Origin of the sequence: Rhizobium sp. BR 314 (genome assembly GCF_047445805.1) — a bacterium.
Lineage (GTDB): Bacteria > Pseudomonadota > Alphaproteobacteria > Rhizobiales > Rhizobiaceae > Rhizobium > Rhizobium lusitanum_B.
Window position 1 is genome coordinate 322,749 of the sequence record NZ_JARWLA010000002.1, and the last position, 22,970, is coordinate 345,718.

The following is a 22,970-nucleotide window of genomic DNA, read 5'->3' on the forward strand; positions in this document are numbered from 1 at the left end:
TTAGATAGAGGGTAGGTGGAACATGGACTCGGCACTCACGGAACATCAGGACTCCAGCCAGGGAGCTTCGGAGGAGGCCGCGATCAATCCGTTGCTGACCAGCCCCGAACGCTTCATCAACCGCGAATTTTCCTGGCTGCAGTTCAATCGCCGCGTCCTTGAGGAAACGCTGAACACGGCGCATCCCCTGCTGGAGCGTGTGCGCTTCCTCTCGATCTCTGCTGCCAACCTCGACGAATTCTTCATGGTGCGTGTTGCCGGCCTCGAAGGCCAAGTCCGCCAGAAGATTTTGGTGCGCACGCCGGACGGCAAGACGCCGGCCGAGCAGCTCGACGATATCCTGCGCGAGATCGATAACCTGCAGATGGAGCAGCAGGCTTCGCTTGCCGTCCTGCAGCAATATCTCGCCAAGGAAGATATTCTGATCGTCCGTCCGGCCGCTCTTTCCGACACGGATCGGCAGTGGCTTCATACCGAGTTCGAACAGGCGATCTTCCCGGTTCTGACGCCGCTCTCCATCGACCCGGCGCATCCGTTCCCCTTCATTCCGAACCTCGGCTTCTCGATCGCGCTGCAGCTGAAGAGCATGAACGGCCGTGAGCCGATGACGGCGCTGCTGCGCCTCCCGCCGGCGCTCGACCGCTTCGTCCGCCTGCCGGATGCGAGCAATGTCATCCGCTACATTACGCTCGAAGATGTGGTGAACATCTTCATCCACCGGCTCTATCCCGGCTATGAAGTGCAGGGCTCTGGTACGTTCCGCATCATCCGCGACAGCGATATTGAAGTCGAGGAAGAGGCCGAAGACCTGGTGCGTTTCTTCGAGACCGCATTGAAGCGCCGCCGCCGCGGCTCGGTGATCCGCATCGAGACCGATTCCGAAATGCCGCTCGAGCTTCGCCAGTTCGTGGTGGAATCGCTGAACGTGCCGGAAAACCGCATTGCGGTTCTGCCCGGCTTGCTGGCGCTCAATACGCTGTCTGAAATCTGCAAGGCGCCGCGCGACGATCTGCGCTTCGAGCCCTACAATGCGCGATTTCCTGAGCGTGTCCGCGAACATGCGGGCGATTGCTTCGCCGCCATCCGCGAAAAGGACATGGTGGTCCACCACCCCTACGAGTCCTTCGACGTGGTGGTCCAGTTCCTTCTCCAGGCTGCTAGGGATCCTGATGTTCTGGCGATAAAGCAGACGCTTTACCGCACGTCGAACGACAGCCCCATCGTTCGCGCGCTGATCGATGCCGCCGATCTCGGTAAATCGGTTACGGCACTGGTGGAATTGAAGGCCCGCTTCGATGAAGAGGCAAACATCCGCTGGGCGCGCGATCTGGAGCGCGCCGGCGTTCAGGTCGTCTTCGGCTTCATCGAGCTCAAGACGCATTCGAAGATGTCCATGGTCGTGCGCCGCGAAGACGGCAAGCTGCGGACCTATTGCCACCTCGGCACCGGTAACTACCATCCGGTCACCGCCAAGATCTATACCGACCTTTCCTACTTTACCTGCGATCCGAAGATCGCCCATGACATGGCAAATATCTTCAACTTCATCACCGGCTATGGCGAGCCGGAGCAGGATATGAAGATCGCGGTTTCGCCTTACACGCTCCGCACCCGCATCCTCCAGCATATCGAGGGCGAGATCGACCACGCCAAGAACGGCCAGCCGGCGGCGATTTGGATGAAGATGAATTCGCTCGTCGATCCCGAGATCATCGACGCGCTCTATCGTGCCAGCAATGCGGGCGTCGAGATCGACCTCGTCGTGCGCGGCATCTGCTGCCTGCGTCCGCAAGTGCCGGGTCTTTCGGAAAAGATCCGCGTCAAGTCGATCATAGGTCGCTTCCTCGAGCATAGCCGTATCTTCTGTTTCGGCAACGGTCAGGGCCTGCCGTCGGAGAAGGCGCTGGTCTATATCGGCTCGGCCGACATGATGCCGAGAAACCTCGATCGTCGCGTCGAAACCCTGGTGCCGCTCACCAACAAGACGGTGCACGAGCAGGTGCTTTCACAGATCATGCTGGGCAATATCATTGACAATCAACAGAGCTACGAGATATTGCCGGACGGTACTTCGAGGCGCATGGAAGTGCGCCAGGGAAAAGAGCCATTCAATGCGCAGCAGTATTTCATGACGAATCCCAGCCTTTCCGGCCGTGGTGAAGCCTTGAAATCCAGTGCGCCGAAACTGATCGCTGGGCTGTTGTCGGGCCGCAACAAATAAACTGGACCTGCATGGTTGAATCAGAAGCCCAGGGGCGCCTTCCCGGTATTGCCCCTGTCTCCGTTGTCGATATCGGATCGAATTCGGTCCGCCTCGTCGTCTATGAAGGCCATTCGCGGTCTCCGACCATTCTTTTCAACGAGAAGGTGCTTTGCGGCCTCGGCAAGGGCATAGCGCTGACCGGAAAGATGGATGAGGAAAGCGTGGCGCGGGCGCTCGCCGCCTTGCATCGCTTCAAGGCGCTCTCCGATCAGGCTCGTGCCTCGACCATCTATGTGCTCGCGACCGCAGCGGCTCGCGAGGCCAGCAACGGCCCAGAATTTATCCATCAGGCCGAAACGATCCTGCAACGTAAGGTGCGGGTACTCTCGGGCGAGGAAGAGGCGCGCTTTTCCGCGCTCGGCATCATCAGCGGCTTCTTCCATCCGGATGGTATCGCCGGCGATCTCGGCGGCGGCTCGCTGGAATTGATCGACATCAAGGATCGCGAGTTCGGAAAGGGCATCACGCTGCCGCTCGGCGGCCTGCGCCTGTCCGAATATGCCGGCGGCTCGATCGAGAAGGCGCGCAGTTTCGCGCGCAAGCACGTCAAGACGGCCAAGCTTCTGAGCAAGGGCGAGGGCCGTACCTTCTACGCCGTTGGCGGCACATGGCGAAATATCGCCAAGCTGCACATGGAAATCCGCAAATATCCGCTGCACATGATGCAGGGCTATGAAGTGCAGCTCGATGAGATGCTGCGCTTCCTGGATCAGATCGTCGAATCGAAAGATTCAAAGGATCCGGCCTTCCAAGCCGTTTCCAAGCATCGCCGTTTGCTGCTGCCGTTCGGTGCCGTCGCCATGCGCGAAGTGCTGACAGCCATGAAGCCATCAATCATTTCCTTTTCCGCACAGGGCGTGCGCGAAGGCTATCTCTATTCGTTGCTGACGGAGGCGGAGCGCCATAGCGATCCGCTGCTGGTCGCAGCTGGAGAGCTCGCCATCCTGCGTGCTCGTTCGCCGGAGCATGCCCGCGAGCTTGCGGATTGGACCGGTCGCATGACGCCGTTCTTCGGGATCACCGAGACGGAGGAGGAGAGCCGCTATCGCCAGGCAGCATGTCTGCTCGCTGACATCAGCTGGCGTGCCCACCCCGACTATCGCGGCCTGCAGGCGCTGAACATCATCGCCCATACCTCCTTCGTCGGCATCACCCATGCCGGCCGCGCATTTGTGGCGCTCGCCAACTATTATCGCTTCGAAGGCCTGCATGATGATGGTGCGACCGAGCCGCTGGCGACGATCGCCACGCCGCTATACATCGAGCGCGCCAAGCTTCTCGGCGGTCTGCTGCGCGTCGTCTATCTGTTTTCGGCGTCTATGCCGGGCATAGTGCGAAACCTGTCATTCCGTCGCTCGGCTAACCCGGATCTGGATCTCGAATTCGTCGTTCCGGCTGAATATCACGATTTTGCCGGTGAGAGGCTGGACGGGCGACTGCAGCAGCTCGGCAAGCTCACGAACCGCCGGCTGGCCTTCTGCTTCGAATAAATCTGCCTGCTTTCGCAGGTTCAAAGCCTCTCCCCGCGCAGCAGGGAGAGGCGGTTTCGTCGCGGCTTACTTCGCGTTCAGGAAGTCGCCAACTTCGAGCAGGCTGAATTCGTTATCGTCGGCCTTGTTGACGGCGCGGCCTGCGGAGAAGGGCAGGTTGTTGTCGTTGCCGATGATAATATGGGTGGCGTCGACGCGGTCGACATTCTCGATGGTGATGAACGGCATGTCGTAGAAGCCTTCGCCACCGCCTTGGCGACGCTTGTGGTCCGGATCCTCGATCCGCATCAGGTCGATATAGCCGATCTTGCGAACGGACTTACCGACATTGGCGTCGCTGAATTCGATCTTGTAGACGCGCTTGAGCTCGGCCGGAGCTTCGAAGCAATCGGGCTTCGGCTGCTTGGGATCGGCGCAGGCCTTGTCCTTGGTGCCGGCACCATTATCGCGCTCGATAACGAGAGCCGTCTTTTCGTCAAGCATGTTGAAATCGCCGATGGCGTGGCCCTTGTCGGCGAAAGGATACAGCCAGCTGCGGCCGGTCCAACTCTTGGAGGCGACGTCGAACTCGATGACGCGAATGGCCGTCTTGCCTTCGACGTTTTCAACCTGGCCGTCTTCCTTGTAGATCGGGCCTTCGAGCATACCGTAGAGCTTGGAGCCATCCTTCGACATGGCAAGGCCCTCGAAGCCGCCCGAGCGCTTCAGATTGAAGGCGGGCATCTTCTGTGTCGGGTTGCCCGGCAGCTGCAGCAGCGGGTTATCGGGAGACATGACCGACTTGCCGTCGACCGTCGTTGCGAAGACGTCCGTCAGCTGGCCATTGGTGTCGAACTTCAGCAAATAGGGGCCGAATTCTTCACCGATCCAGAATCCGTCGGCAACAGGCTGGATCGATTCGATGTCGAAATCAGCGCCGGTCAGATAGCGCTTGTCCGCGCCTTCCATAACGATCGGGAAGGGAGCCTTCTTGTTCGGGTCGGACAGGAACAGGTTCTTGACCACTTCGACCTTGCCGCTGTCCCAATCGAACTTGAGCTGGTGCAGGAAGAGCATGGCGTCGCTGGAGTTCTGCTTGGTGCCGAAGCCGTTGTCGGAGAGCGTCCAGAAGGTGCCGTCGGGCATGGTCTTGATCCCGGAGAAACCCTGGATCGGCTGGCCGGCGAAAGGCAGCTTGATGTCGGTGACGCGAGCGCCATCCTTGCCCGCGATGGAGCTGAGCGCTTCGGTACGCTTGCGGTCCGGCGTAGTGAATTTACCGGAGGTTTTCAGGAATTCCGCTGCGTCGGCAGGGGCGGCGGCGACTGTATTGGCCGGCAGGATAGCCTGTCCAACGAGCTTTGCCTTGAACTGCTGCTCATCTGCCTGAGCCGATGCAGTGAGCAGAATAAAGAGTGCCGTGGAGGCGGAAAGAATTTTGGTCATTATGTCACCTGGTTGGTGGGATTGGCGAAAACATCCTCCGCTTAGCAGGTGAGCTGTGTCGGCGAATTAACGCCTAGGTAAAGTTTTTGTGACTGTGGACAACCCATAGGGTGTGAAGCTCAGGCGCGCATCGGCCAGATGATACAGCCAGAGATTTCTATGACTTACGATCTACCGTTGGCGGCCTTCAGCGCTTGCCGGTCTTGCGTATGCAGCGCGATGACACCGAGATGCTGATCGCGACCGCGCACGGCGTGCTCACCCAGCTCTTCCTTGATGATTGCTTCGGGAAGGTCGAGCCTTGCGGCCAGATCGCTCGAAATCAGCACCTGACGCTCCAGTGTCTTGCAGAGCGTTTCAAGCCTGGCGGCAGTGTTCACCGTGTCGCCGAAATAGGCGATCTTGTGATGATCGACGCCGATTTCTGCCGTGACGATGCTGCCGCCGTGCAGCGCGGCGCGCAGACGCGGCACTCTGCCATAGGACTTCAGCCAGGTTTCGGCATTCGCCTCGATATCATTGAGAATATTGAAGACGCAGCGGACGCAGTTGGCGTTCTTCAGGCCGCGGCGAAGTGGCCAGGTGATCAGCGCGGCATCGCCGATATAGTCGTCGATAGCGCCCTTGTGCCGGCGCACCGGCTCGGCCATCGCGGCAAACACTGCACCCAGAAACGCCTGCGTCTTCAGATCCCCATGTTCCTCCGCAAAGGCGGTGGAGCCGACGAGATCGATGAACAGGAAAACGCGCTCTTCTTGCGTCGGGTTGCGATACCGCCCGGTCAAGAGGCTGAGGAAGACATCGCGACCGAGGAGTTCTCGCACGCGGCCGACGAAGATGATCACGGCAGTCACCAGGACCGCGTATAAATAGACGTCGAACTTCAGCAGGGTGAGGTCTTCCCATGAGCCATCGACCAGGCCGAGCAGCTTCAGCAGGCTGCCGGCCATCGCATAGCCGACGCTCATCAGAAGAAAATCGACGATCAGCGACGAAAGGATGAAGGCAGGCGTCGGCAGCCGGTGTACCCAGACGTTCAGCCTCGGCAGGATCATTCGGCGCTCGAAGACCAGCAGCGGCATGCCGCAGAACAGCGCGAAGATTGCGCCGATATACATCGGCGCCTGCGGGAAGAACATCACGCCGTAGATCACGCCGGTCGAGGCGACAAGCAGCGATGACAAAAGCCAGGTACGCATCGAATGGAGAATGCCCATTCACCTATTCCGCCGAGAAGCGACGCCTGTCATCGACGCGGGATTGCGCCGGGAAACCGAAACGTCATCGAACATAACGACTGCGTAAGACGTTCATTCCACGAGATTTGCGGCGCGATCGTGATGGCGGCCAGCGTCCCGATGTGCGAATCATACGCAATCACGAGACGCTGTGGAAGGAGAATGTCGCTATTATAGGGCGACGGTTTCGATCCGCTTTCCGACGAAGCGCAATGCCACATGGCCCTGGATCAGCTGCAGGGCAGTTTCGCCAAAGAGATCGCGCCGCCAGCCGGTGAGGGCTGCGACATCGGCCTTCTCGCCTTCGGCGGCAATCTTGTCGAGATCGTCGCTGTTGGCGATGACCTTTGGTGCGACGCCATGCTTTTCGGCGATCAGCTTCAGCAGCACTTTCAGCAGTTCTGACGCCGCTGCAGTGCCCTCGGGCGCCTGCTGATGGCGCGGCGGATGCGGCATCTCGGACTTCGGCAGAGCGAGCGCCGCATTGATGGCTTCGAGAACAGCCGCACCGGCAGCCGAACGCTCCCAGCCCTTCGGGATGGTGCGCAGCCGCGCCAGTGCCTCGGTATCCTTCGGTTGCTGCTGGGCGATCTCATAGATCGCATCGTCCTTCAGCACGCGGGCGCGCGGAACGTTGCGGGAGCGCGCCTCGCGTTCGCGCCAGGCGGCCACATATTTCAGGACTGCCAGCTCCGGGGGCTTGCGCAGCCGCATCTTGAGCCGCTGCCAGGCATCGTCAGGATGCAGGTCATAAGTGTCGCGCGCTTCGAGGATCGCCATTTCCTCCTGCAGCCAGGAGGCTCGTCCCTCACGCTTCAGCTGCTCAGCAAGCGAAAGGTAGACATCGCGCAGATGGGTTACGTCAGCGAGCGCATAGTCCAGCTGCTTTTCCGAGAGGGGCCGACGGCTCCAGTCGGTAAAGCGCGAGGACTTGTCGATGTGGACGTTCTTGATGCGGCTGACGAGCTGGTCGTAGGAGACCGAATCGCCAAAACCGCACACCATCGCCGCGACCTGCGTGTCGAAGATCGGATGCGGAATGAGATTGCCGCGATGGAAAATGATTTCGATATCCTGGCGCGCGGCGTGGAAAACCTTCAGCACGGCCGGATTGGCCATGAGCTCGAAAAAGGGCGCGAGGTCGAGCCCCTTGGCCAGCGGGTCGACTAATACCTCGGTGGTCGGGCTCGCCATCTGTATCAAACACAGTTCCGGCCAGAAGGTGGTCTCCCGCAGGAATTCGGTATCGATGGTAATAAAATCCGACTTGGCCAGCTCTTGGCAGGCCGCCTCCAATTGGGCGGTAGTTTCGATCATCTCAACACATTCATCGATAAAATAGTTCTTTAACTTCCTTCTCCTTTCAGCCGGATATGTCAATACTTTCGCGGACAAAGCGTTGCGGCTTGCCGCTTTTGGCTGAAATTACTAGAGGGTTGATGCCTCTTCGAAGGGGTAATGGGCTTCAAGAGCTGCCTGCGGCCCTTCGTTACGCCACGCGGACGTAGCTGGTCATGCCCGTCTTCTGGTGCTCGATGATATGGCAATGCAGCAGCCAGTCACCCGGATTGTCGGCAACGAAGGCAAGCTGCACTTTTTCGTCGGGCTGGATCAGATAAGTATCGGACACGAACGGTTGCACCTCCCGTGTCGAGGAGGAGAGGACCGTGAAGCTCATGCCGTGAAGGTGGATGGGATGGCTGTGTGGCGTGACGTTTTCTATGTCGATGACATAGCTCTTGCCGAGTTTGAGTTCGGCAAGCGGCGCGGTCGGATCGGGTGTATCGCCCGGCCATGGCACCTTATTGATGGCCCAGAAGCTGTAGCCGAGCGAGCCGCAAATGCTGTTTACTGGCGTGTTCTCGGCTGTTGCGCTGAGGATCAGCGGAATATGGGTGGCAGAGCCGAGGTCGGCCTTTTGGACTGGATTGGCCTCAAGCGGGGCCAGATCCCGAACGTCGCGCTTCAGCGTGGAGCCGACCGCCCGCAACGTCGCCAGCACTTTCGGATTGGTGCCCTTGATATCCTCCAACTTGACGACCGCGCCTTCGGCATCGGGCATGCGCACGGCGAGTTCCAGCCGCTGTCCGGGGCCAAGCTGCAGGACATCGAGCGGAAAACGTTGCGGTACGGGGTTGCCGTCGATCGCGATCACGGTCGCTTCGGCGCCGTCCACACGGAATGAGAAGATGCGCGTGACGTCGGTAATGGCCATGCGTAGCCGCACAAGCCCGCCGGAAGGCGCGTCATATTGCGGCTCCTGCTGCCAATTGGCGGTGCGGATCGTGCCGTAGGTGCCGGATTTTGCTGCATCGCGCGGGCGGAACTGGGCGATGAATTGCCCGTCATTGCCCAGTCGCCAGTCACGCAGATTGAGCACGACTTCCGAATCGAACACCGGGTCCTTGGGGTCTTCGACCACAATGACGCCGGTCATGCCGTGACCCATCTGCTCCAGCGTGTTGCAATGGGGATGATACCAGAAAGTGCCGGCATCGGGCGGTGTAAAGGCGTAGTCGAAGTGATCGCCGGTATAGACATAGGGCTGGGTGAGGAAGGGAACGCCGTCCATGTTGTTCGGAAGGCGGATGCCGTGCCAATGGATGGTCGTGGGATCGTCGATGCCGTTGATCAGCTGCGCGGCGAAAGCTTCCCCTTTTTTCATGCGCACCACCGGCGGCATGCCAGCTTCACCATAGGTCAGGACATCCCTGGTTGCGCCGCCATCCGCAAGATTTGCCTCGATCTTGGCGGTCTTCATCACGCGCGGCTCGGCTGCTGCAGCGCTGCCGGCAAACTTCCCGGCAATGCCGAGGCCTACCCCATAGGCGCCGGCGACCGCGGAGGCTTTCAGAAGGTTGCGGCGTGTGAGGATCGGCATGTCGGGCTCCTGGGGCGAAGATATGTGGTGTCTGTTTAAAGTTGACCTTGCCGTTCAGCAATAGCATTGCAGTAGCCAAACTGCCGCAGCGGCTACTTGCGGATGCTGGCAGAGGTGGTGAATGCAACAGCTTTAAGTCGACTTCCGGCGTTCGAGCCTTGACAAATCGGGCGCGCCATGCGCTTTTCCGCCCGATTTTCTCGTCGGCAGGCGAGGGGCTTGCATGTCCTTTCGCCGCGGCCCGCCAAGTCCAGGATATATACTATGCATCGCTATCGCAGCCACACATGCGCCGCCCTGCGCAAGTCCGACGTCGGTTCGACCGTCCGCATCTCCGGCTGGGTTCATCGCGTCCGAGATCATGGCGGCGTGCTGTTCATCGACCTGCGCGATCACTACGGCATCACCCAGGTCGTCGCTGATCCCGATTCTCCGGCCTTCAAGCTTGCCGAAACCGTTCGCGGCGAATGGGTCATCCGCATTGACGGCTTGGTGAAGGCCCGTACGGACGATACCGTCAACAAGAACATGCCGACCGGCGAGATCGAGCTTTACGCTCAGGAGATCGAAGTGCTCTCCGCCGCCAAGGAATTGCCGCTGCCCGTCTTCGGCGAGCCGGACTATCCGGAAGACGTGCGCCTCAAGTATCGCTTCCTCGATCTGCGCCGCGAAACGCTGCACCGGAACATCGTCAAGCGCACGCAGGTCATCTCCTCCATGCGCCGCCATATGGGCGAAGTCGGCTTCACCGAATACACGACCCCGATCCTGACGGCGTCTTCGCCGGAAGGCGCGCGCGACTTCCTCGTGCCGAGCCGTATCCACCCCGGAACTTTCTACGCGCTGCCGCAGGCGCCGCAGCAGTACAAGCAGCTGCTGATGGTCGCCGGTTTCGACCGCTACTTCCAGATCGCACCGTGCTTCCGCGATGAGGACCCGCGTGCCGACCGTCTGCCGGGCGAATTCTACCAGCTCGACCTCGAAATGAGCTTCGTAACTCAGGAAGACGTCTGGAACACGATGGGCCCGCTGATGACCCAGGTGTTCGAAGAGTTTGCCGAAGGCAAGCCGGTCACCAAGGAGTGGCCGCGCATCCCCTATGATGTCGCCATCCGCAAGTATGGCTCCGACAAGCCGGACCTGCGTAACCCGATCGTCATGGAAGCTGTCACCGAGCATTTTGCCGGCTCCGGCTTCAAGGTTTTTGCCAACATGATCGCCTCCAACCCGAAGGTTGAAGTCTGGGCAATCCCGGCCAAGACCGGCGGTTCGCGTGCATTCTGCGATCGCATGAACGCCTGGGCGCAGAGCCAGGGTCAGCCGGGTCTCGGCTACATCTTCTGGCGCAAGGAAGGCGAAAAGCTCGAGGGTGCAGGCCCACTTGCCAAGAACATCGGCGAAGAGCGTACGGATGCGATCCGCACCCAGCTCGGCCTCGATGACGGCGACGCCTGCTTCTTCGTCGCCGGCGATCCCTCCAAGTTCTACAAGTTTGCCGGTGAAGCCCGCACCCGGGCCGGCGAAGAGCTGAACCTGGTCGATCGCGACCGCTTCGAGCTGTGCTGGATCGTCGACTTCCCATTCTTCGAATGGAGCGAGGAAGAAAAGAAGGTCGATTTCGCCCACAACCCGTTCTCGATGCCGCAGGGTGGCCTTGAGGCACTGCAGAACCAGGATCCCCTCACGATCAAGGCGTTCCAGTACGACGCGGTCTGCAACGGCTTCGAAATTGCCTCGGGCTCGATCCGTAACCAGTCGCCGGAGACGATGGTCGCCGCCTTCGAAAAGGTCGGCCTCAGCCAGACCGACGTTGAAGAGCGCTTCGGTGGCCTCTACCGCGCCTTCCAGTATGGTGCACCTCCGCACGGCGGCGCTGCCTTCGGCATCGACCGTATCGTCATGCTGCTGGTCGGCGCCAAGAACCTGCGCGAGATCTCGCTGTTCCCGATGAACCAGCAGGCACAGGATCTGCTGATGGGCGCTCCCTCGGCCGCAACGCCGACGCAGCTGCGCGAACTGGCCATTCGCCCGATACCTCCGGTCAAGAAGGACTGAGGTTCTTTAGGCTTCCAGAAATGCGGAAACCCGGCGACCGAAGTCGCCGGGTTTTTGTTTGGCATTATGGTGTCAGTCTGGGCATCTTCAGGAAAAGTGCGCAGCGGTTTTTCGTCCGGAATGCGCAAGAAAACAAGAAGATAGAGCGTTTCCGCGATTCGAAGAAAAGCGGAAGCGCTCTAGATCCCGGCATAAACCGCTTTCGCCAGATCCATCGTAAATTGCCCCCACATGCCTTCCAGTGCGGTGTTGGTCAGGGCAACCACCGTCAGGCCCTTCTCAGCGTCTACGAACCAGCTGTGGCCGTAGACGCCTCCCCATTTGATCGTGCCGGCGGAGAAGGGGACCTGGCCCGCAACAGGGTCGGTGACGAGGGACCAGCCATAGCCAAAGCCGAAACCGGCCTGCAGTGCCTGCATATGACCGCCTGCCTGATCGGTCATCATCGTTTTGACCGTATCGGGTGAGAGCAGCGGGGCACCGCCCTTGCGGATGGTGTCGAGAATGGCCAGCACGTCGCTTGCCGTTCCCGCCATGCCCGCGCCGCCGGAGTGATAGGAGGCGGGGTCGAATATTCTGTCGGGCGCAAAGCGGATCACGCCGTCGAGTATCGGAACAAGCGTGCCGTCTTCCATTCGTTGCGGCTGGGGATCACCATTTACGTAGTTGGCCGTGAGGCGGCTGCGATCCCGGACTGAGAATGCCGTATCCGAAAGGCCGAGCGGCTGCATGACGAGCTCTGCGACCGCCTCACCGAGCGCACGGCCGGTTTCCTTCTCGATGATGCCGCCGAGCACATCCATCGCCAGCGAGTAACGCCAGTCCTCGCCGGGTGCAAAGATGAGAGGCGCGCTTGCGAGGCGCTGAAGGTTGTCAGCCACGGAACGGCCTGGCGTGTCCAGACCATCGGAGACGCCGGCCCGATGATATGGACCATCCTGCTCTTCAGCGAAGGTATAACCCAGCCCGGACGTGTGCGACAGGAGATGGCGAATACGGATGGCGGCCTCGGTTCCATCGGCCAGTCGCGGCCGGAAATCCGGCAGCCATTTGGTGATCGGATCGTCGAGCCCGATACGGTTCTGTTCGACGAGGCGCATGGCGGCGATGGTGACGATCGGCTTGGTGACGGAGGCCAGTCGGAAGATGGCATCCTCGCGCATCGCGACTTTGTTTTCCCGATCTGCCAGACCGGCGGCGCGGGCGTAGACCAGCTCTCCGTCCTGGGCGACCAGGACCACGGTCCCAACTAACCTCTTATCAGCGAGAGCGGAATCGATTGCGGCGTCGACACCTTCGGCGAGGCTGCTTTGGGTCGGACGCGTGGAATTTTCCAGGGGGAGACTCATCGGGCAAAACCTTCTATAATCACAATGACCATTCCTGAATAACCCAGTTCGGAGAGTATTTCTAGAGTGACTATTGTGAAAAATAAGGAAGAGACCAAAAAATCTTCACCGCGCAAGCGCGGACGCCCACCAGCCTTCGATCGCGAGACTGTTTTGGCTGCGGCGCGGGACACATTCTGGCAGCATGGCTATGACGGTTCCTCCATCGCCGATCTGACGGCGGCGATGGGCATCACGCCACAGAGCCTCTATGCCGCCTTCACCTCGAAAGCGGAGCTTTACCGAGAGACGCTGGATCAGTATCGGCGCATGCCCCGGCCGGAGCCCGGCAACCCGTTTCAGGACAAAGTGGATACGGTCACCACCTTTGAACGCTTTCTGACGAATTCGGCCAAGATTTTCACTGCTCCGGAGCACCCGAAGGGCTGCATGATCTCGACGGCGGTACTGAACTGCGCAGAGGAAAACGAGCCGATCGCCCATCACGTCGCATCGATGCGGCTTCAGTCGCTGGATATCTTCACCACCCGCATTGAACGGGGCATCGCCGAAGGAGACATGCGGCCGGATACCAATGCCCGTTCCCTGGCCCGGTTTCTGGGCGCGATCGTGCAGGGTATGTCCGTTCAGGCGCGAGATGGCGCGACGACGGAGGAGCTGCTTTCCCTGATGTCCCATGCGCTGAACGAACTCAGGAAATATCAACTGCACCCCGCGACGTGAGTTCAGAGCAATTCCAGGAAAAGTGCGAAGCGGTTTTCTGTCCGAAATTGCGTAAGAACAAAGGGCTCCAGTCAAAGAAAAACCCGGCAACCGAGATCGCCGGGTTTCTGGAAATGGCTTGGGAACTGCGTCTTAGTCGTTCGACGAAACCTTCAGGCCGATGACCTGCGGGATCGACTGCGGAGCGCCCATGGCGGCGCCGATGATCATCGGAACCGGAACCGGCTTGCCGGGAGCAGCCGTGACCGTCAGGCTCTTCGGATTGTCGAGATAGGCGTTGACGGCGGTCGAAACGGCGTTCTGCAGTTCTGGAACGTTGAGCTGTGCCATCATGATCGGCGTCATCGCCTTCAGCGTGTCGGCCAGCTGCTTGCCCGAGACGCCCTGCTGCTTGCCGGCGAAATCAAGCGCGCGCCCGGTGATCGACGCATCGTCGAAGCGGATCTTGGCGCTGTTGAAGGTGAGCTGCTGCAGCAGGCCGAGCATGGCGAGACCAGCCGACTGCTGTGCTTCCTGCTGGTTCGGGTTCGAGCGAACCGTCTTCAGCGCTTCCTGCAGCGACTTGGCGAATGCAGGCGTGTAGCCCGAAATGCTGAAGGCTAGGTTCAGCTTGCCGATATCCTTGAAATCGAAGGAGTATTCGCTGATGTTGATGGTGCCGGGGCCGATCTCCCAGCTGCCCTTCATGGCGATGGTGCCGTCGATCTGCTGTAGTTTCAGCGCTTCGATGGCTTCCTTGGCCTTGGCATCGTCAACCTTGCTCAGGTCGCCCTTGATGCCATTGATCTTGGCATCGAAATCGATGCCCGACTTGTCGTCGCGCTTGTTCATGGTGGCGTCGGCGCCCTCGATCGAGAACACTTCGGCATCGTCCTTGGTAACGGACACGGCGCCGGCATGGGCGCTCTTATAATAGAGGAGTGAGCTCAGGTCGCCCTTGCTTGTGTCAGCCGGAATTTCGACGCCATTGAGCTTGAGATCGGTGGCAGAAATGGAGGCGCCATCCTTGTCGAAATCGACGTCGGCGAAGTTGATCTCTTCGATCGTGTAGCCGCCGTCTTTTTCTTCGACGCCGTCAAGGGTGATGTCGCCGAGCGGAAGGCTATCGTCCATACCGGCGGCCTTGAAGCTTGCACCCTTCAGCGTCACGGTGTTTCCGTCGATATCGATACCCTGGGCGGCGACTGTGCCACCCTGCTGACCGTAGACATCATTGATCTTCTTCAGGAGATCATTGCCGTCAAGCGCGAAGGCCGAGCTGGCGAAAGACAGAATGGCGGCGCTGCAGAGCATCATCCGCGTGGTCCGATAGAAAGTCATAGTTGGCGTTTCCTCGTTGAGCCGGTGTCTCGGCGGGGGCGTACATATTCAGGGTGTACTGCGGGGGATTTATATTGATCTTTCCGTAAAAATCCAACGACAAAGAGGATACTGTGCAACCGCAGCAAAAATGTGTGCGCAACCGTGTCGAAAGGCGCTGGAACCGCCTTCATCCACAGGTGCTTTCCGCTGATTTCTTGCCGGGAATCGCCATCTCCGATAGTCAAGGGCCATGGGAAAAAATCTGACACCGCCGCCCGGTGACGGCGACGACAACATCCTTCCGGTCGATCTGAAGGCCGCGCTCGAAGAGCGCTACCTGGCCTATGCTCTGTCGACGATCACGCAGCGCGCGCTTCCGGACGTCCGCGACGGGCTGAAGCCGGTACATCGCCGTATCGTTTATGCGATGAGCGAGATGGGACTTCGCCCGAATTCGGCCTTCCGCAAGTGCGCCAAGATTGTCGGCGAAGTGATGGGTAACTATCACCCGCATGGTGACCAGTCGATCTATGATGCGCTGGCGCGCCTGGCGCAGGATTTCTCCCAGCGCTATACGCTAGTCAACGGCCAGGGTAATTTCGGCAATATCGACGGCGATAGCCCGGCCGCGATGCGTTACACCGAATCGAAGATGACGGCGGTGTCCGAACTGCTGCTCGAGGGCATCGATCAGGATGCGGTGGATTTCCGCGACACCTACGACGAGTCGAATTCCGAGCCGATCGTTCTGCCGGGCGCTTTCCCAAATCTGCTGGCCAACGGCTCTTCCGGTATCGCCGTCGGCATGGCGACCTCCATTCCCTCGCACAATGCCCACGAGCTTTGCGACGCGGCGCTGCATCTGATCAAGGATCGCGATGCCACCGTCGAGAAGCTGGTGGAACTGTATATTCCCGGCCCGGATTTCCCGACCGGCGGCATCATCATCGATGATCGTCAGAGCATCATCGACAGCTACAAGACCGGTCGCGGCGGGTTTCGTGTTCGCTCCAAATGGGAAATCGAGGATCTCGGCCGCGGCGGCTACCAGATCGTCATCACCGAAATTCCCTTCCAGGTGCAGAAGTCGCGCCTGATCGAGAAGATCGCCGAGCTGCTCATTGCGCGCAAGCTGCCGCTGCTGGAAGACATCCGCGATGAATCCGCAGAGGATATCCGCGTCGTCCTGATTCCGAAGAGCCGTACCGTCGATGCGACGATCCTGATGGAATCGATGTTCAAGTTGACGGAGCTGGAAAGCCGCTTCCCGCTCAACATGAACGTTCTGTCCATGGGCCGCATTCCGAAGGTCATGGCGCTGAACGAGGTGCTGAAGGAGTGGCTTGACCACCGCCGCGAAGTGCTGCTGCGCCGCTCGCGCTTCCGGCTTGCCGCTATCGAAAAGCGCCTGGAAATCCTCGGCGGCTTCCTGACGGCCTACCTCAACATCGACGAGGTTATCGCTATCATCCGTGAGGAGGATGAGCCGAAGCCCGTAATGATGGAGCGATTCGGCCTTACGGATATTCAGGTCGAGGCGATCCTCAACATGCGGCTGCGCTCCTTGCGCAAGCTGGAAGAGTTCGAAATCCGCAAGGAGTTCGATAGCCTCACCAAGGAAAAGGCCGAGATCGAGTCGCTGCTGGCTTCGGAAGACAAGCAGTGGCAGACGGTCGCCTGGGAAATCGGCGAAGTGAAGAAGAAATTCGCCAAGGCAACCGAGATCGGACGCCGCCGCACCCAGTTTGCCGAAGCGCCCGAAGCCGACGACGCGGCAATCCTGCAGGCGATGATCGAGAAGGAACCGATCACGGTCGTTGTCTCGGAAAAGGGATGGATCCGTGCGCTGAAGGGACATATTTCCGACACTGCATCGCTCACCTTCAAGGAAGGCGATGGGCTGAAGGTTGCCTTCCCCGCACAGACGACGGACAAGATCCTCATCATCACAACGGGTGGCAAGGCCTATACACTCGGCGGCGACAAACTGCCCGGCGGCCGTGGGCACGGCGAACCGCTGCGCATCATGGTCGATATGGAAAACGATCAGGACGTGCTGACGGCGTTCGTGCACGATCCGCAGCGCAAGCAACTGATTGCTTCTACGGCGGGCAACGGCTTCATCGTGGCTGAGGCGGAACTGGTCGCCAATACCCGCAAGGGCAAGCAGATCATGAACGTCTCGTATCCCGACGAAACGAAGTTGCTGGTGCCGGTCTCAGGCGACCATGCCGCGGTCGTCGGCGAGAACCGCAAGTTGGTCATCTTCCCGCTGTCGCAGGTACCTGAGATGTCCCGCGGCAAGGGCGTGCGCCTGCAGAAATACAAGGACGGCGGCATTTCCGACATCCGCTGCTTCGTCATCGCAGATGGTCTGACCTGGGAAGATAGCGCCGGCCGCACTTTCACCAAGACCAAGGACGAACTGACGGAATGGCTCGGCGATCGCGCCGGCGCAGGCCGCGGGGTGCCGAAGGGCTTCCCAAGAAGCGGCAGGTTTTCTGGGTAGGGGATGACCGGGCGAAGCCCGGTCAATCGACCCGGTGCCCATCACTGCGACGAATGCCAGATCCCTAGCGAAGAGCCGGGTGGTGCGATTATCACCCGGCAAGCCGAATGCTGAAATCTCTCAAGAATTGGGTTGTGCCCATCTCGTCAATTTCTCCGGCTGCGACACCTTCTACGAAAGCGACAATAGTCCCATCATCAGCCTCGATGAGATAGCCGTTGATGTATAGGAACGTGAACGTCGCTAGATAGCTGGCCCGCTTGTTCCCATCGGAAAATGGATGATTTCGGACGATCCCGTAGAGGTAAGCGGCGGCGAGGACAAATAAATCACTCTCGCCATAAGCGGCCTTATTCAACGGGCACGCCATTACAGCTTCCAACGCATTCTCGCCCCTTAGACCCGGCAACCCGCCATGCTCGGCGATCTGCTCCTCATGCATGATCTCAACGGCTTCGCGGGATAGCCATTTATATTCATTCATCTTGCGAGTTCGCGCAGGGCGCTGCGATATTTCTGCATGCCAAGCCGCGCGGCACGCAATTGTTCCGCAAGGTCGGCTCGCTCGGGAACCAGTTCGATGTTCCCGTTCACTTCTCGTATCTCCAGCGCATCGCCGTTTTTCAGGCCCAGTCTTTGGAGAACTTCCTTCGGAATAATGACGCCTTCGGAGTTGCCGATCTTTCGGATGGTGACGTTCATTTTTCAGCTCCTATGTAATAACCTGGTTATAACATAAGGGGGCGTCGCCTCAACGTGCAACGCCTTCGGCGACAATCGCCGCTCTCGCCTTGACCCTGGCCTGCCACAGCGAATGGGAGGCGAGCGCCAGGATCAGTATCGCGCCGCCGGCGAGCGTCATGTTGCTTGGCGCCTCCGTGAAGATCAGCCAGACCCAGATCGGCGCCAGGATTGTTTCCAAGAGATAGAACATCGCGACTTCCGGTGCCGAAAGATAGCGGGTGCCTGTCGCGAGGCACCAGAAGGAGAGCGGCATCAGCACGCCGCCATCCAGCAGGATCCAGCCAGGATGATCGATGGAGAAGCCGACCGGCACGACGTGATAAAGTCCCACCGTTGCGGGTAGGGTGGCTGCCAGCAGCGAAGCGAAGCCCATGCCCCGGCGGGAGGCGCGGCTGATCGTTATGGCGCATGCGCTGGAAAGCGACGCGAGCACCGACAGGGCGTCACCAAGCAGATGGCCACCCTCCATGCCGTCCCCGACGATCAGCCCGACCCCGATGATCATGACTGCCATGGTGATGAAGGTCGAAACGGCAGGGCGTTCCTTGAGGAAGATCCAGGAAAGAAGTGCGGTGAACATCGGATTGAGGGCGATGATGAACACCACATTCGCCGCCGTCGTATAATAGACGGCAAGAAGAAAGCAGATCGTCGTCAGGCCATAGAAGAAGCCGACGGGGATGCCGAGCCAGCCCGGCAGTGCGTGGCGTACCGAACCGGTGACACGCCGGATGACGAAAAGGGCACTAAGCGCAGCAATGACCGTGGCCAAGCTGCGCACCGAGAGCACCGACCACACCTCGCCGCTCGCAAGTCGGATCAATGGTATGTCCATCGACAGAACCAAGCCGCCGAACGTGGTCAGCAACAGGCCCTTTCTATGGTCGGAGAGATTGGCGAACATTCAGCGTGCGCTGTCTTTACCGTCGTCCGCGGCGGGATCGAAGCGCTCCCAGCCGCGCGGGGTCAGATGCTCCTGCGGCTGAAAGCGTGTCTTGTAATCCATCTTGCGCGATCCCCTGACCCAATAGCCAAGATAGACATGCGGCAGGCCGAGCGCTTTCGCCCGCTTGATATGATCGAGGATCATGAATGTGCCGAGTGAGCGTTGGTCGAGATCGGGGTTGAAGTAGGAATAGACCATCGACAGGCCATCGCTCATCACATCTGTCAGAGCGGCGGCCAGAAGCTCGCCTTTCGGGCGCTGCTCCAATCCGGAACCTTCTTCGCGGCGGCGATATTCGATGATGCGCGTGTTGACATGCGTGTCCTCGACCATGATCGCATAGTCGAGCACGGTCATATCGGACATGCCGCCTTGCTGGTGGCGATAGTCGAGATATCGGCGGAAAAGAGAATATTGCTCGCTCGAGGGCTGTGCTGGAAATTCGGTGGCAATCACATCGCTGTTGGCCGCCAGCACGCGTTTCATCGAACGGCTAGTCTCGAACTCCTGGGCGAGAATCCGCACCGATATGCAGGCGCGACAGGATTCACAGGCGGGGCGATAGGCGATGTTTTGCGACCGTCGGAAGCCGCCCTGGGTCAGGATATCGTTCATCTCCGCCGCACGCGGGCCGACAAGATGAGTGAAGACCTTGCGCTCCATCTCGTGCGGCAAGTACGGGCAGGTAGCCGGTGCCGTCAGATAAAACTGCGGAGATGGCGTCGACTGCGTATTCATCTGCCGTTTATTGCCTTTCTTTCGGCACTAGTGTTTTCACAAGCATGGCCCAAGTTTAGAAAACGTCAACTACGTCCTTCGTTAAAGATCACAGTTTCCTAATTGACTGCACATGGCAAAGCCACCCCGCGCCCCGATTGGCTCTGCGGGGTAGCCCTTTGTGACAAGGTTTCGTCGTGATTTTAGGCCGTGCGAGCGATGACCGTGCCGAGCAGCATGTCATGGATCAGCCGGCTGCGGTCGGTGAACAAACCTGCCAGCAGGATGAGCGGTGTCAGCACGGAGTTGAGGATCCAGAATAGCGCGAGATGAACGATCGCCGTCAGGAAATCCATCCGGTGGCCGTCGACCCTTACCATAGTGATGCCCATGGCGCGCATGCCGAGCGATGCCTGGTACGGCCCGCCGAGCGTCCAGCCGAAATAGAGCCCGGCGACGAGGATGAAGAGCACCGGATAGAGAACGAAGCCTAGCCCGAATGTCAGGATCGATACGAAAAACAGCAGCACCGCCGCCGGAATGCAGAGCAGGGCGACGATGATATAGTCGACAATGAAGGCGAAGACGCGCCGGCTCAGCACGCCACTATAGGCGCGCCAGTCGTCCGGTGCTGCGTAGAGCGGGCTGGGGTTCAGGCTCATCGTTTTCCTCCTTGGGGAAACATTTGCCGAACATATGGTATCAGGGCCTGCAAATACAATAAGCAGGCCACCGACACGACCCGAAACTATCTTTTCGCCAGCTGCCTAGCAACTTCGACGGCAAAATAGGTGAGGATGCCGTCGCAGCCGGCGCGCTTGAAGGCGAGCAGGGTCTCGAGCATTACCTTGTCGCCGTCGATCCAGCCATTGGCGGCGGCCGCCTTGATCATCGCATATTCGCCCGAGACCTGATAGGCGAAGGTCGGAAGACCGAAGGCTTCTTTCAGCCGCCAACAGATATCGAGATAGGGTAGGCCGGGCTTGACCATCAGCATATCGGCGCCTTCCTCGACATCGAGTGCGGCGTCGCGCACGGCCTCGGTGCCGTTGGCGGGGTCGATATAATAGGTCTTCTTGTCGCCCTTCAGCAGGCCTCCGGTCGAGATCGCCTCGCGGTAAGGGCCGTAGAAGCCGGAGCTGAACTTCGTCGCGTAGCTCATGATGCCTACACCCTGGTGTCCGGCGGCGTCGAGCGCCTGGCGGATCGCGCCGATACGCCCATCCATCATTTCGGACGGCGCAATGATGTCCGCACCCGCGTCCGCCTGATAGACGGCGGCGCGCGCCACCTGTTCGACCGTCTCGTCGTTGACGATTTCGTTGCCGCGCAGAATGCCGTCATGGCCATGGCTGGTGAAGGGGTCGAGGGCGACATCGGTGATGACGCCGATATTCGGAACGGCCTTCTTGATCGCGGCGCTGGCAAGATTGATGAGATTGTTCTTCTCGAGGCTGTTCGAACCGGTCTCGTCGCGCAGCTCCATCTTGATGTTCGGGAAGGTGGCAAGCGCGGGGATGCCGAGATCGGCCGCTTCCTTCGCCGCTTCGACGGCTTTATCCACCGTCATGCGGTTGACGCCGGGCATGGCGGGGATAGGCTCCAGAATGCCGGTGCCGGGAATGATGAAGATCGGCCAGATCAGATCGTCCACAGTCAGGCGGTTTTCCTGCACGAGGCGGCGCGTCCAGTCGGCCTTGCGGTTGCGTCGCATGCGGCGATGCCCGGTGATCTCGTCAACGAGATGCGTCTTGTTTTCCATGATGCCGCCATCCTTTTTTCGTCTATGAAAGGCCTATTATATGGAGAGCGTACCTATCACGCTGTCCCCAGAATTCAAAAGCGGGCGAAAGGCCGCAGCCAAGATCTCGCTGGCGAGGCCGATGCCTCCTACGTATTGTTCGCGCATGGAACCTGATTCTTCGACCGTACCCAAGAATACGCTGACGGACATCCTGTTCGTGCTGTTCCTGCGGCTGATCGCGATCGCGTGCTTCTGGCTCGGCCTGCAATATTGGGCGATGCTCGTCGGCTATTCGCTGGATGGCCATGCCCGCTTCGATCTCCTCAATCTTCCCTGGAAGGTAGCAGGTGCCGGACTGGCCGTCGTCTTCCCGGTGGCGGCACTCGGCTTGTGGCTGACCGTATCATGGGGACCGGTCATGTGGGTGCTGGCCGCAGGCGGTCAGGCATTGATGTATGGCATGTGGCCGGAGGTCTTCGGATCCAATCCTTTGATCATGATCTTGCATGCCTGCGTTGCCGTGCTTTATTGCTTGTTCCGTATCCTGCTGTGGCAGGAAAAGCGCCGCCGCCGTCGGCAGCAGGTAATGGTTGATTTACCCTGAGACAGCAACACTTCCTGGTAAGGTGCTGTTAAGCCTGCAGTTTAAGTAGAATTTTATGTGTATTCGATAGGGTCTCACTCAAGGCGGGAAGAAAACGACACCGCCAAACAAAACAGAGTGAGGCCAAGTCATGATGAACACGAAAATCAAGCCGCAGGCAGTTGCGAACGCTCGGGACCAGCAGGTTGACGATATCCGGGCTCTCTACATGGAATCCCTCCACCTGGTCGAGCGTTTGCACCGCCGCCTGCTTGATGTCATTAAGGACGAGTTCGACCGTCAGGGTCGCGACGACGTCAACGCCGTCCAGGCACTTCTCCTTTTCAACATCGGCAATTCCGAGCTGACGGCCGGCGAATTGCGGTCGCGCGGTTTCTACCTCGGCTCCAACGTTTCCTACAACGTCAAGAAGCTGGTCGACCTCGGCTTCATCAACCATCAGCGCTCGCGTATCGACCGTCGCTCGGTCCGCATCAGCCTGACGGAAACCGGTCAGGAAATCGCCGAAACCGTCGCCAAGCTCTATGAGCGCCACATCGGCTCGATCGACAAGGTCGGCGGCATCGGCACCGACGAGTTCACCCAGATGAACAAGCTCCTGCAGCGCCTCGACCGCTTCTGGAACGACCAGATCCTGTATCGCCTCTAAGAACATGCCGTACAGAAGCGCCTAGCGGTTTTGCGACAACGACATGTGAAGCATCAAAGGCTTAAGGCTCATAGCGAATCTAAAAATTCGCGACGCGCCTCAAGCAACGGCGGCGGATATGCCGTGAGACTCTCCGGTAAAAGCAAGCTGGACACGTTCCCTGCGTGTCTGGCTTGAACCCGTTTAAGGCTTGTAGTTGTGCGCTTTTTGCCACGTCCTTCCTTCACCTTGCGTCACATGTAACGCGCCGGGCATTTGCGCCATTGACGGCGGGGCAATACACGCTATGAACCACGCGCACTTGTGGTATTTTAGCAATTGCAGCATGGCA

Annotated in this window: 19 protein-coding genes; 7 read left to right on the plus strand and 12 right to left on the minus strand. The window is 59.5% G+C overall.

From position 1 onward, the window contains the following. The first annotated feature begins 22 nt into the window (after positions 1-22). Entirely contained in the window at positions 23-2,221 is a 2,199-nt protein-coding gene (locus tag QD461_RS04085; RefSeq protein WP_414086583.1) for an RNA degradosome polyphosphate kinase, read from the plus strand. An 11-nt stretch (positions 2,222-2,232) separates the two neighbouring features. Beyond that, positions 2,233-3,753, plus strand: coding sequence for an exopolyphosphatase (ppx, locus tag QD461_RS04090; protein ID WP_414086584.1), 1,521 nt, complete (start codon positions 2,233-2,235; stop codon positions 3,751-3,753). Between the two features lie 66 nt (positions 3,754-3,819). On the opposite strand, the gene QD461_RS04095 is transcribed toward ppx, so the two are convergent. The 4 genes from QD461_RS04095 to QD461_RS04110 all read right to left on the minus strand — a co-directional run bounded on the left by QD461_RS04095 (position 3,820) and on the right by QD461_RS04110 (position 9,297). Beyond that, positions 3,820-5,178, minus strand: a complete 1,359-nt coding sequence (locus QD461_RS04095) for an esterase-like activity of phytase family protein (RefSeq protein ID WP_414086585.1) — start codon at positions 5,176-5,178, stop codon at positions 3,820-3,822. A 164-nt stretch (positions 5,179-5,342) separates the two neighbouring features. Then, a complete protein-coding gene (locus QD461_RS04100; protein WP_414086586.1) occupies positions 5,343-6,395 on the minus strand; it encodes an adenylate/guanylate cyclase domain-containing protein in 1,053 nt (350 codons plus the stop codon). Between the two features lie 192 nt (positions 6,396-6,587). Then, positions 6,588-7,733, minus strand: a complete 1,146-nt coding sequence (gene rnd / locus QD461_RS04105; RefSeq protein WP_414086587.1) for a ribonuclease D — start codon at positions 7,731-7,733, stop codon at positions 6,588-6,590. A 172-nt stretch (positions 7,734-7,905) separates the two neighbouring features. Continuing rightward, entirely contained in the window at positions 7,906-9,297 is a 1,392-nt protein-coding gene (locus QD461_RS04110; RefSeq protein ID WP_414086588.1) for a multicopper oxidase family protein, read from the minus strand. A gap of 264 nt (positions 9,298-9,561) precedes the next feature. Here QD461_RS04110 and aspS point away from each other — a divergent pair, with 264 nt between their 5' ends. After that, on the plus strand, positions 9,562-11,352 hold the full coding sequence (aspS, locus tag QD461_RS04115; RefSeq protein ID WP_184701618.1) for an aspartate--tRNA ligase: 1,791 nt from the start codon (positions 9,562-9,564) through the stop codon (positions 11,350-11,352). A 179-nt stretch (positions 11,353-11,531) separates the two neighbouring features. Here aspS and QD461_RS04120 read toward each other — a convergent pair whose 3' ends face one another. Then, positions 11,532-12,701, minus strand: coding sequence for a serine hydrolase domain-containing protein (locus tag QD461_RS04120; protein ID WP_414086589.1), 1,170 nt, complete (start codon positions 12,699-12,701; stop codon positions 11,532-11,534). A 66-nt stretch (positions 12,702-12,767) separates the two neighbouring features. On the opposite strand from QD461_RS04120, the gene QD461_RS04125 reads away from it, so the two are divergent. Then, entirely contained in the window at positions 12,768-13,424 is a 657-nt protein-coding gene (locus tag QD461_RS04125) for a TetR/AcrR family transcriptional regulator (RefSeq protein ID WP_414086590.1), read from the plus strand. A gap of 132 nt (positions 13,425-13,556) precedes the next feature. Here QD461_RS04125 and QD461_RS04130 read toward each other — a convergent pair whose 3' ends face one another. Then, positions 13,557-14,744, minus strand: coding sequence for a hypothetical protein (locus QD461_RS04130; RefSeq protein WP_414086591.1), 1,188 nt, complete (start codon positions 14,742-14,744; stop codon positions 13,557-13,559). Between the two features lie 232 nt (positions 14,745-14,976). On the opposite strand from QD461_RS04130, the gene parC reads away from it, so the two are divergent. Then, positions 14,977-17,235, plus strand: coding sequence for a DNA topoisomerase IV subunit A (gene parC / locus QD461_RS04135; RefSeq protein WP_184701626.1), 2,259 nt, complete (start codon positions 14,977-14,979; stop codon positions 17,233-17,235). Between the two features lie 91 nt (positions 17,236-17,326). Here parC and QD461_RS04140 read toward each other — a convergent pair whose 3' ends face one another. The 6 genes from QD461_RS04140 to hemB form a co-directional block, all read right to left on the minus strand. Further along, a complete protein-coding gene (locus tag QD461_RS04140) occupies positions 17,327-17,719 on the minus strand; it encodes a type II toxin-antitoxin system death-on-curing family toxin (protein ID WP_414086592.1) in 393 nt (130 codons plus the stop codon). Further along, positions 17,716-17,937, minus strand: a complete 222-nt coding sequence (locus QD461_RS04145; protein WP_414086593.1) for an AbrB/MazE/SpoVT family DNA-binding domain-containing protein — start codon at positions 17,935-17,937, stop codon at positions 17,716-17,718. Before QD461_RS04145 ends, QD461_RS04140 begins: the two co-directional genes overlap by 4 nt. Before the next feature lie 49 nt (positions 17,938-17,986). After that, positions 17,987-18,883 (minus strand): DMT family transporter, encoded by an 897-nt coding sequence (locus QD461_RS04150; RefSeq protein ID WP_414086594.1) that lies wholly within the window; start codon positions 18,881-18,883, stop codon positions 17,987-17,989. Continuing rightward, positions 18,884-19,663, minus strand: coding sequence for an arginyltransferase (locus QD461_RS04155; protein WP_184701632.1), 780 nt, complete (start codon positions 19,661-19,663; stop codon positions 18,884-18,886). A gap of 182 nt (positions 19,664-19,845) precedes the next feature. Next, positions 19,846-20,304 carry an RDD family protein gene (locus tag QD461_RS04160; RefSeq protein WP_414086595.1) on the minus strand — a complete coding sequence of 153 codons (459 nt, stop codon included), beginning with the start codon at positions 20,302-20,304 and terminating at the stop codon, positions 19,846-19,848. 86 nt (positions 20,305-20,390) lie between these two features. After that, entirely contained in the window at positions 20,391-21,404 is a 1,014-nt protein-coding gene (gene hemB / locus QD461_RS04165; protein WP_414086596.1) for a porphobilinogen synthase, read from the minus strand. A gap of 145 nt (positions 21,405-21,549) precedes the next feature. Here hemB and QD461_RS04170 point away from each other — a divergent pair, with 145 nt between their 5' ends. Both QD461_RS04170 and ldtR read left to right on the plus strand, forming a co-directional pair. Next, positions 21,550-21,990 (plus strand): DUF6163 family protein, encoded by a 441-nt coding sequence (locus tag QD461_RS04170; RefSeq protein WP_184701639.1) that lies wholly within the window; start codon positions 21,550-21,552, stop codon positions 21,988-21,990. Between the two features lie 133 nt (positions 21,991-22,123). Continuing rightward, a complete protein-coding gene (gene ldtR, locus QD461_RS04175; protein ID WP_106997707.1) occupies positions 22,124-22,639 on the plus strand; it encodes a transcriptional regulator LdtR in 516 nt (171 codons plus the stop codon). Positions 22,640-22,970: the final 331 nt, after the last annotated feature.

Excerpts from the sequence above, each read along its gene's own strand:
- QD461_RS04100 (WP_414086586.1), bottom strand. The coding sequence starts at position 6,395 with ATGGGCATTCTCCATTCGATGCGTACCTGGCTTTTGTCATCGCTGCTT.
- QD461_RS04085 (WP_414086583.1), top strand. The coding sequence starts at position 23 with ATGGACTCGGCACTCACGGAACATCAGGACTCCAGCCAGGGAGCTTCG.
- hemB (WP_414086596.1), bottom strand. The coding sequence starts at position 21,404 with ATGGAAAACAAGACGCATCTCGTTGACGAGATCACCGGGCATCGCCGC.
- QD461_RS04130 (WP_414086591.1), bottom strand. The coding sequence starts at position 14,744 with ATGACTTTCTATCGGACCACGCGGATGATGCTCTGCAGCGCCGCCATT.
- QD461_RS04110 (WP_414086588.1), bottom strand. The coding sequence starts at position 9,297 with ATGCCGATCCTCACACGCCGCAACCTTCTGAAAGCCTCCGCGGTCGCC.
- QD461_RS04145 (WP_414086593.1), bottom strand. The coding sequence starts at position 17,937 with ATGAACGTCACCATCCGAAAGATCGGCAACTCCGAAGGCGTCATTATT.
- ppx (WP_414086584.1), top strand. The coding sequence starts at position 2,233 with ATGGTTGAATCAGAAGCCCAGGGGCGCCTTCCCGGTATTGCCCCTGTC.
- QD461_RS04160 (WP_414086595.1), bottom strand. The coding sequence starts at position 20,304 with ATGAGCCTGAACCCCAGCCCGCTCTACGCAGCACCGGACGACTGGCGC.
- QD461_RS04095 (WP_414086585.1), bottom strand. The coding sequence starts at position 5,178 with ATGACCAAAATTCTTTCCGCCTCCACGGCACTCTTTATTCTGCTCACT.
- ldtR (WP_106997707.1), top strand. The coding sequence starts at position 22,124 with ATGAACACGAAAATCAAGCCGCAGGCAGTTGCGAACGCTCGGGACCAG.
- QD461_RS04155 (WP_184701632.1), bottom strand. The coding sequence starts at position 19,663 with ATGAATACGCAGTCGACGCCATCTCCGCAGTTTTATCTGACGGCACCG.
- aspS (WP_184701618.1), top strand. The coding sequence starts at position 9,562 with ATGCATCGCTATCGCAGCCACACATGCGCCGCCCTGCGCAAGTCCGAC.
- parC (WP_184701626.1), top strand. The coding sequence starts at position 14,977 with ATGGGAAAAAATCTGACACCGCCGCCCGGTGACGGCGACGACAACATC.
- rnd (WP_414086587.1), bottom strand. The coding sequence starts at position 7,733 with ATGATCGAAACTACCGCCCAATTGGAGGCGGCCTGCCAAGAGCTGGCC.
- QD461_RS04120 (WP_414086589.1), bottom strand. The coding sequence starts at position 12,701 with ATGAGTCTCCCCCTGGAAAATTCCACGCGTCCGACCCAAAGCAGCCTC.
- QD461_RS04170 (WP_184701639.1), top strand. The coding sequence starts at position 21,550 with ATGGAACCTGATTCTTCGACCGTACCCAAGAATACGCTGACGGACATC.
- QD461_RS04150 (WP_414086594.1), bottom strand. The coding sequence starts at position 18,883 with ATGTTCGCCAATCTCTCCGACCATAGAAAGGGCCTGTTGCTGACCACG.
- QD461_RS04140 (WP_414086592.1), bottom strand. The coding sequence starts at position 17,719 with ATGAATGAATATAAATGGCTATCCCGCGAAGCCGTTGAGATCATGCAT.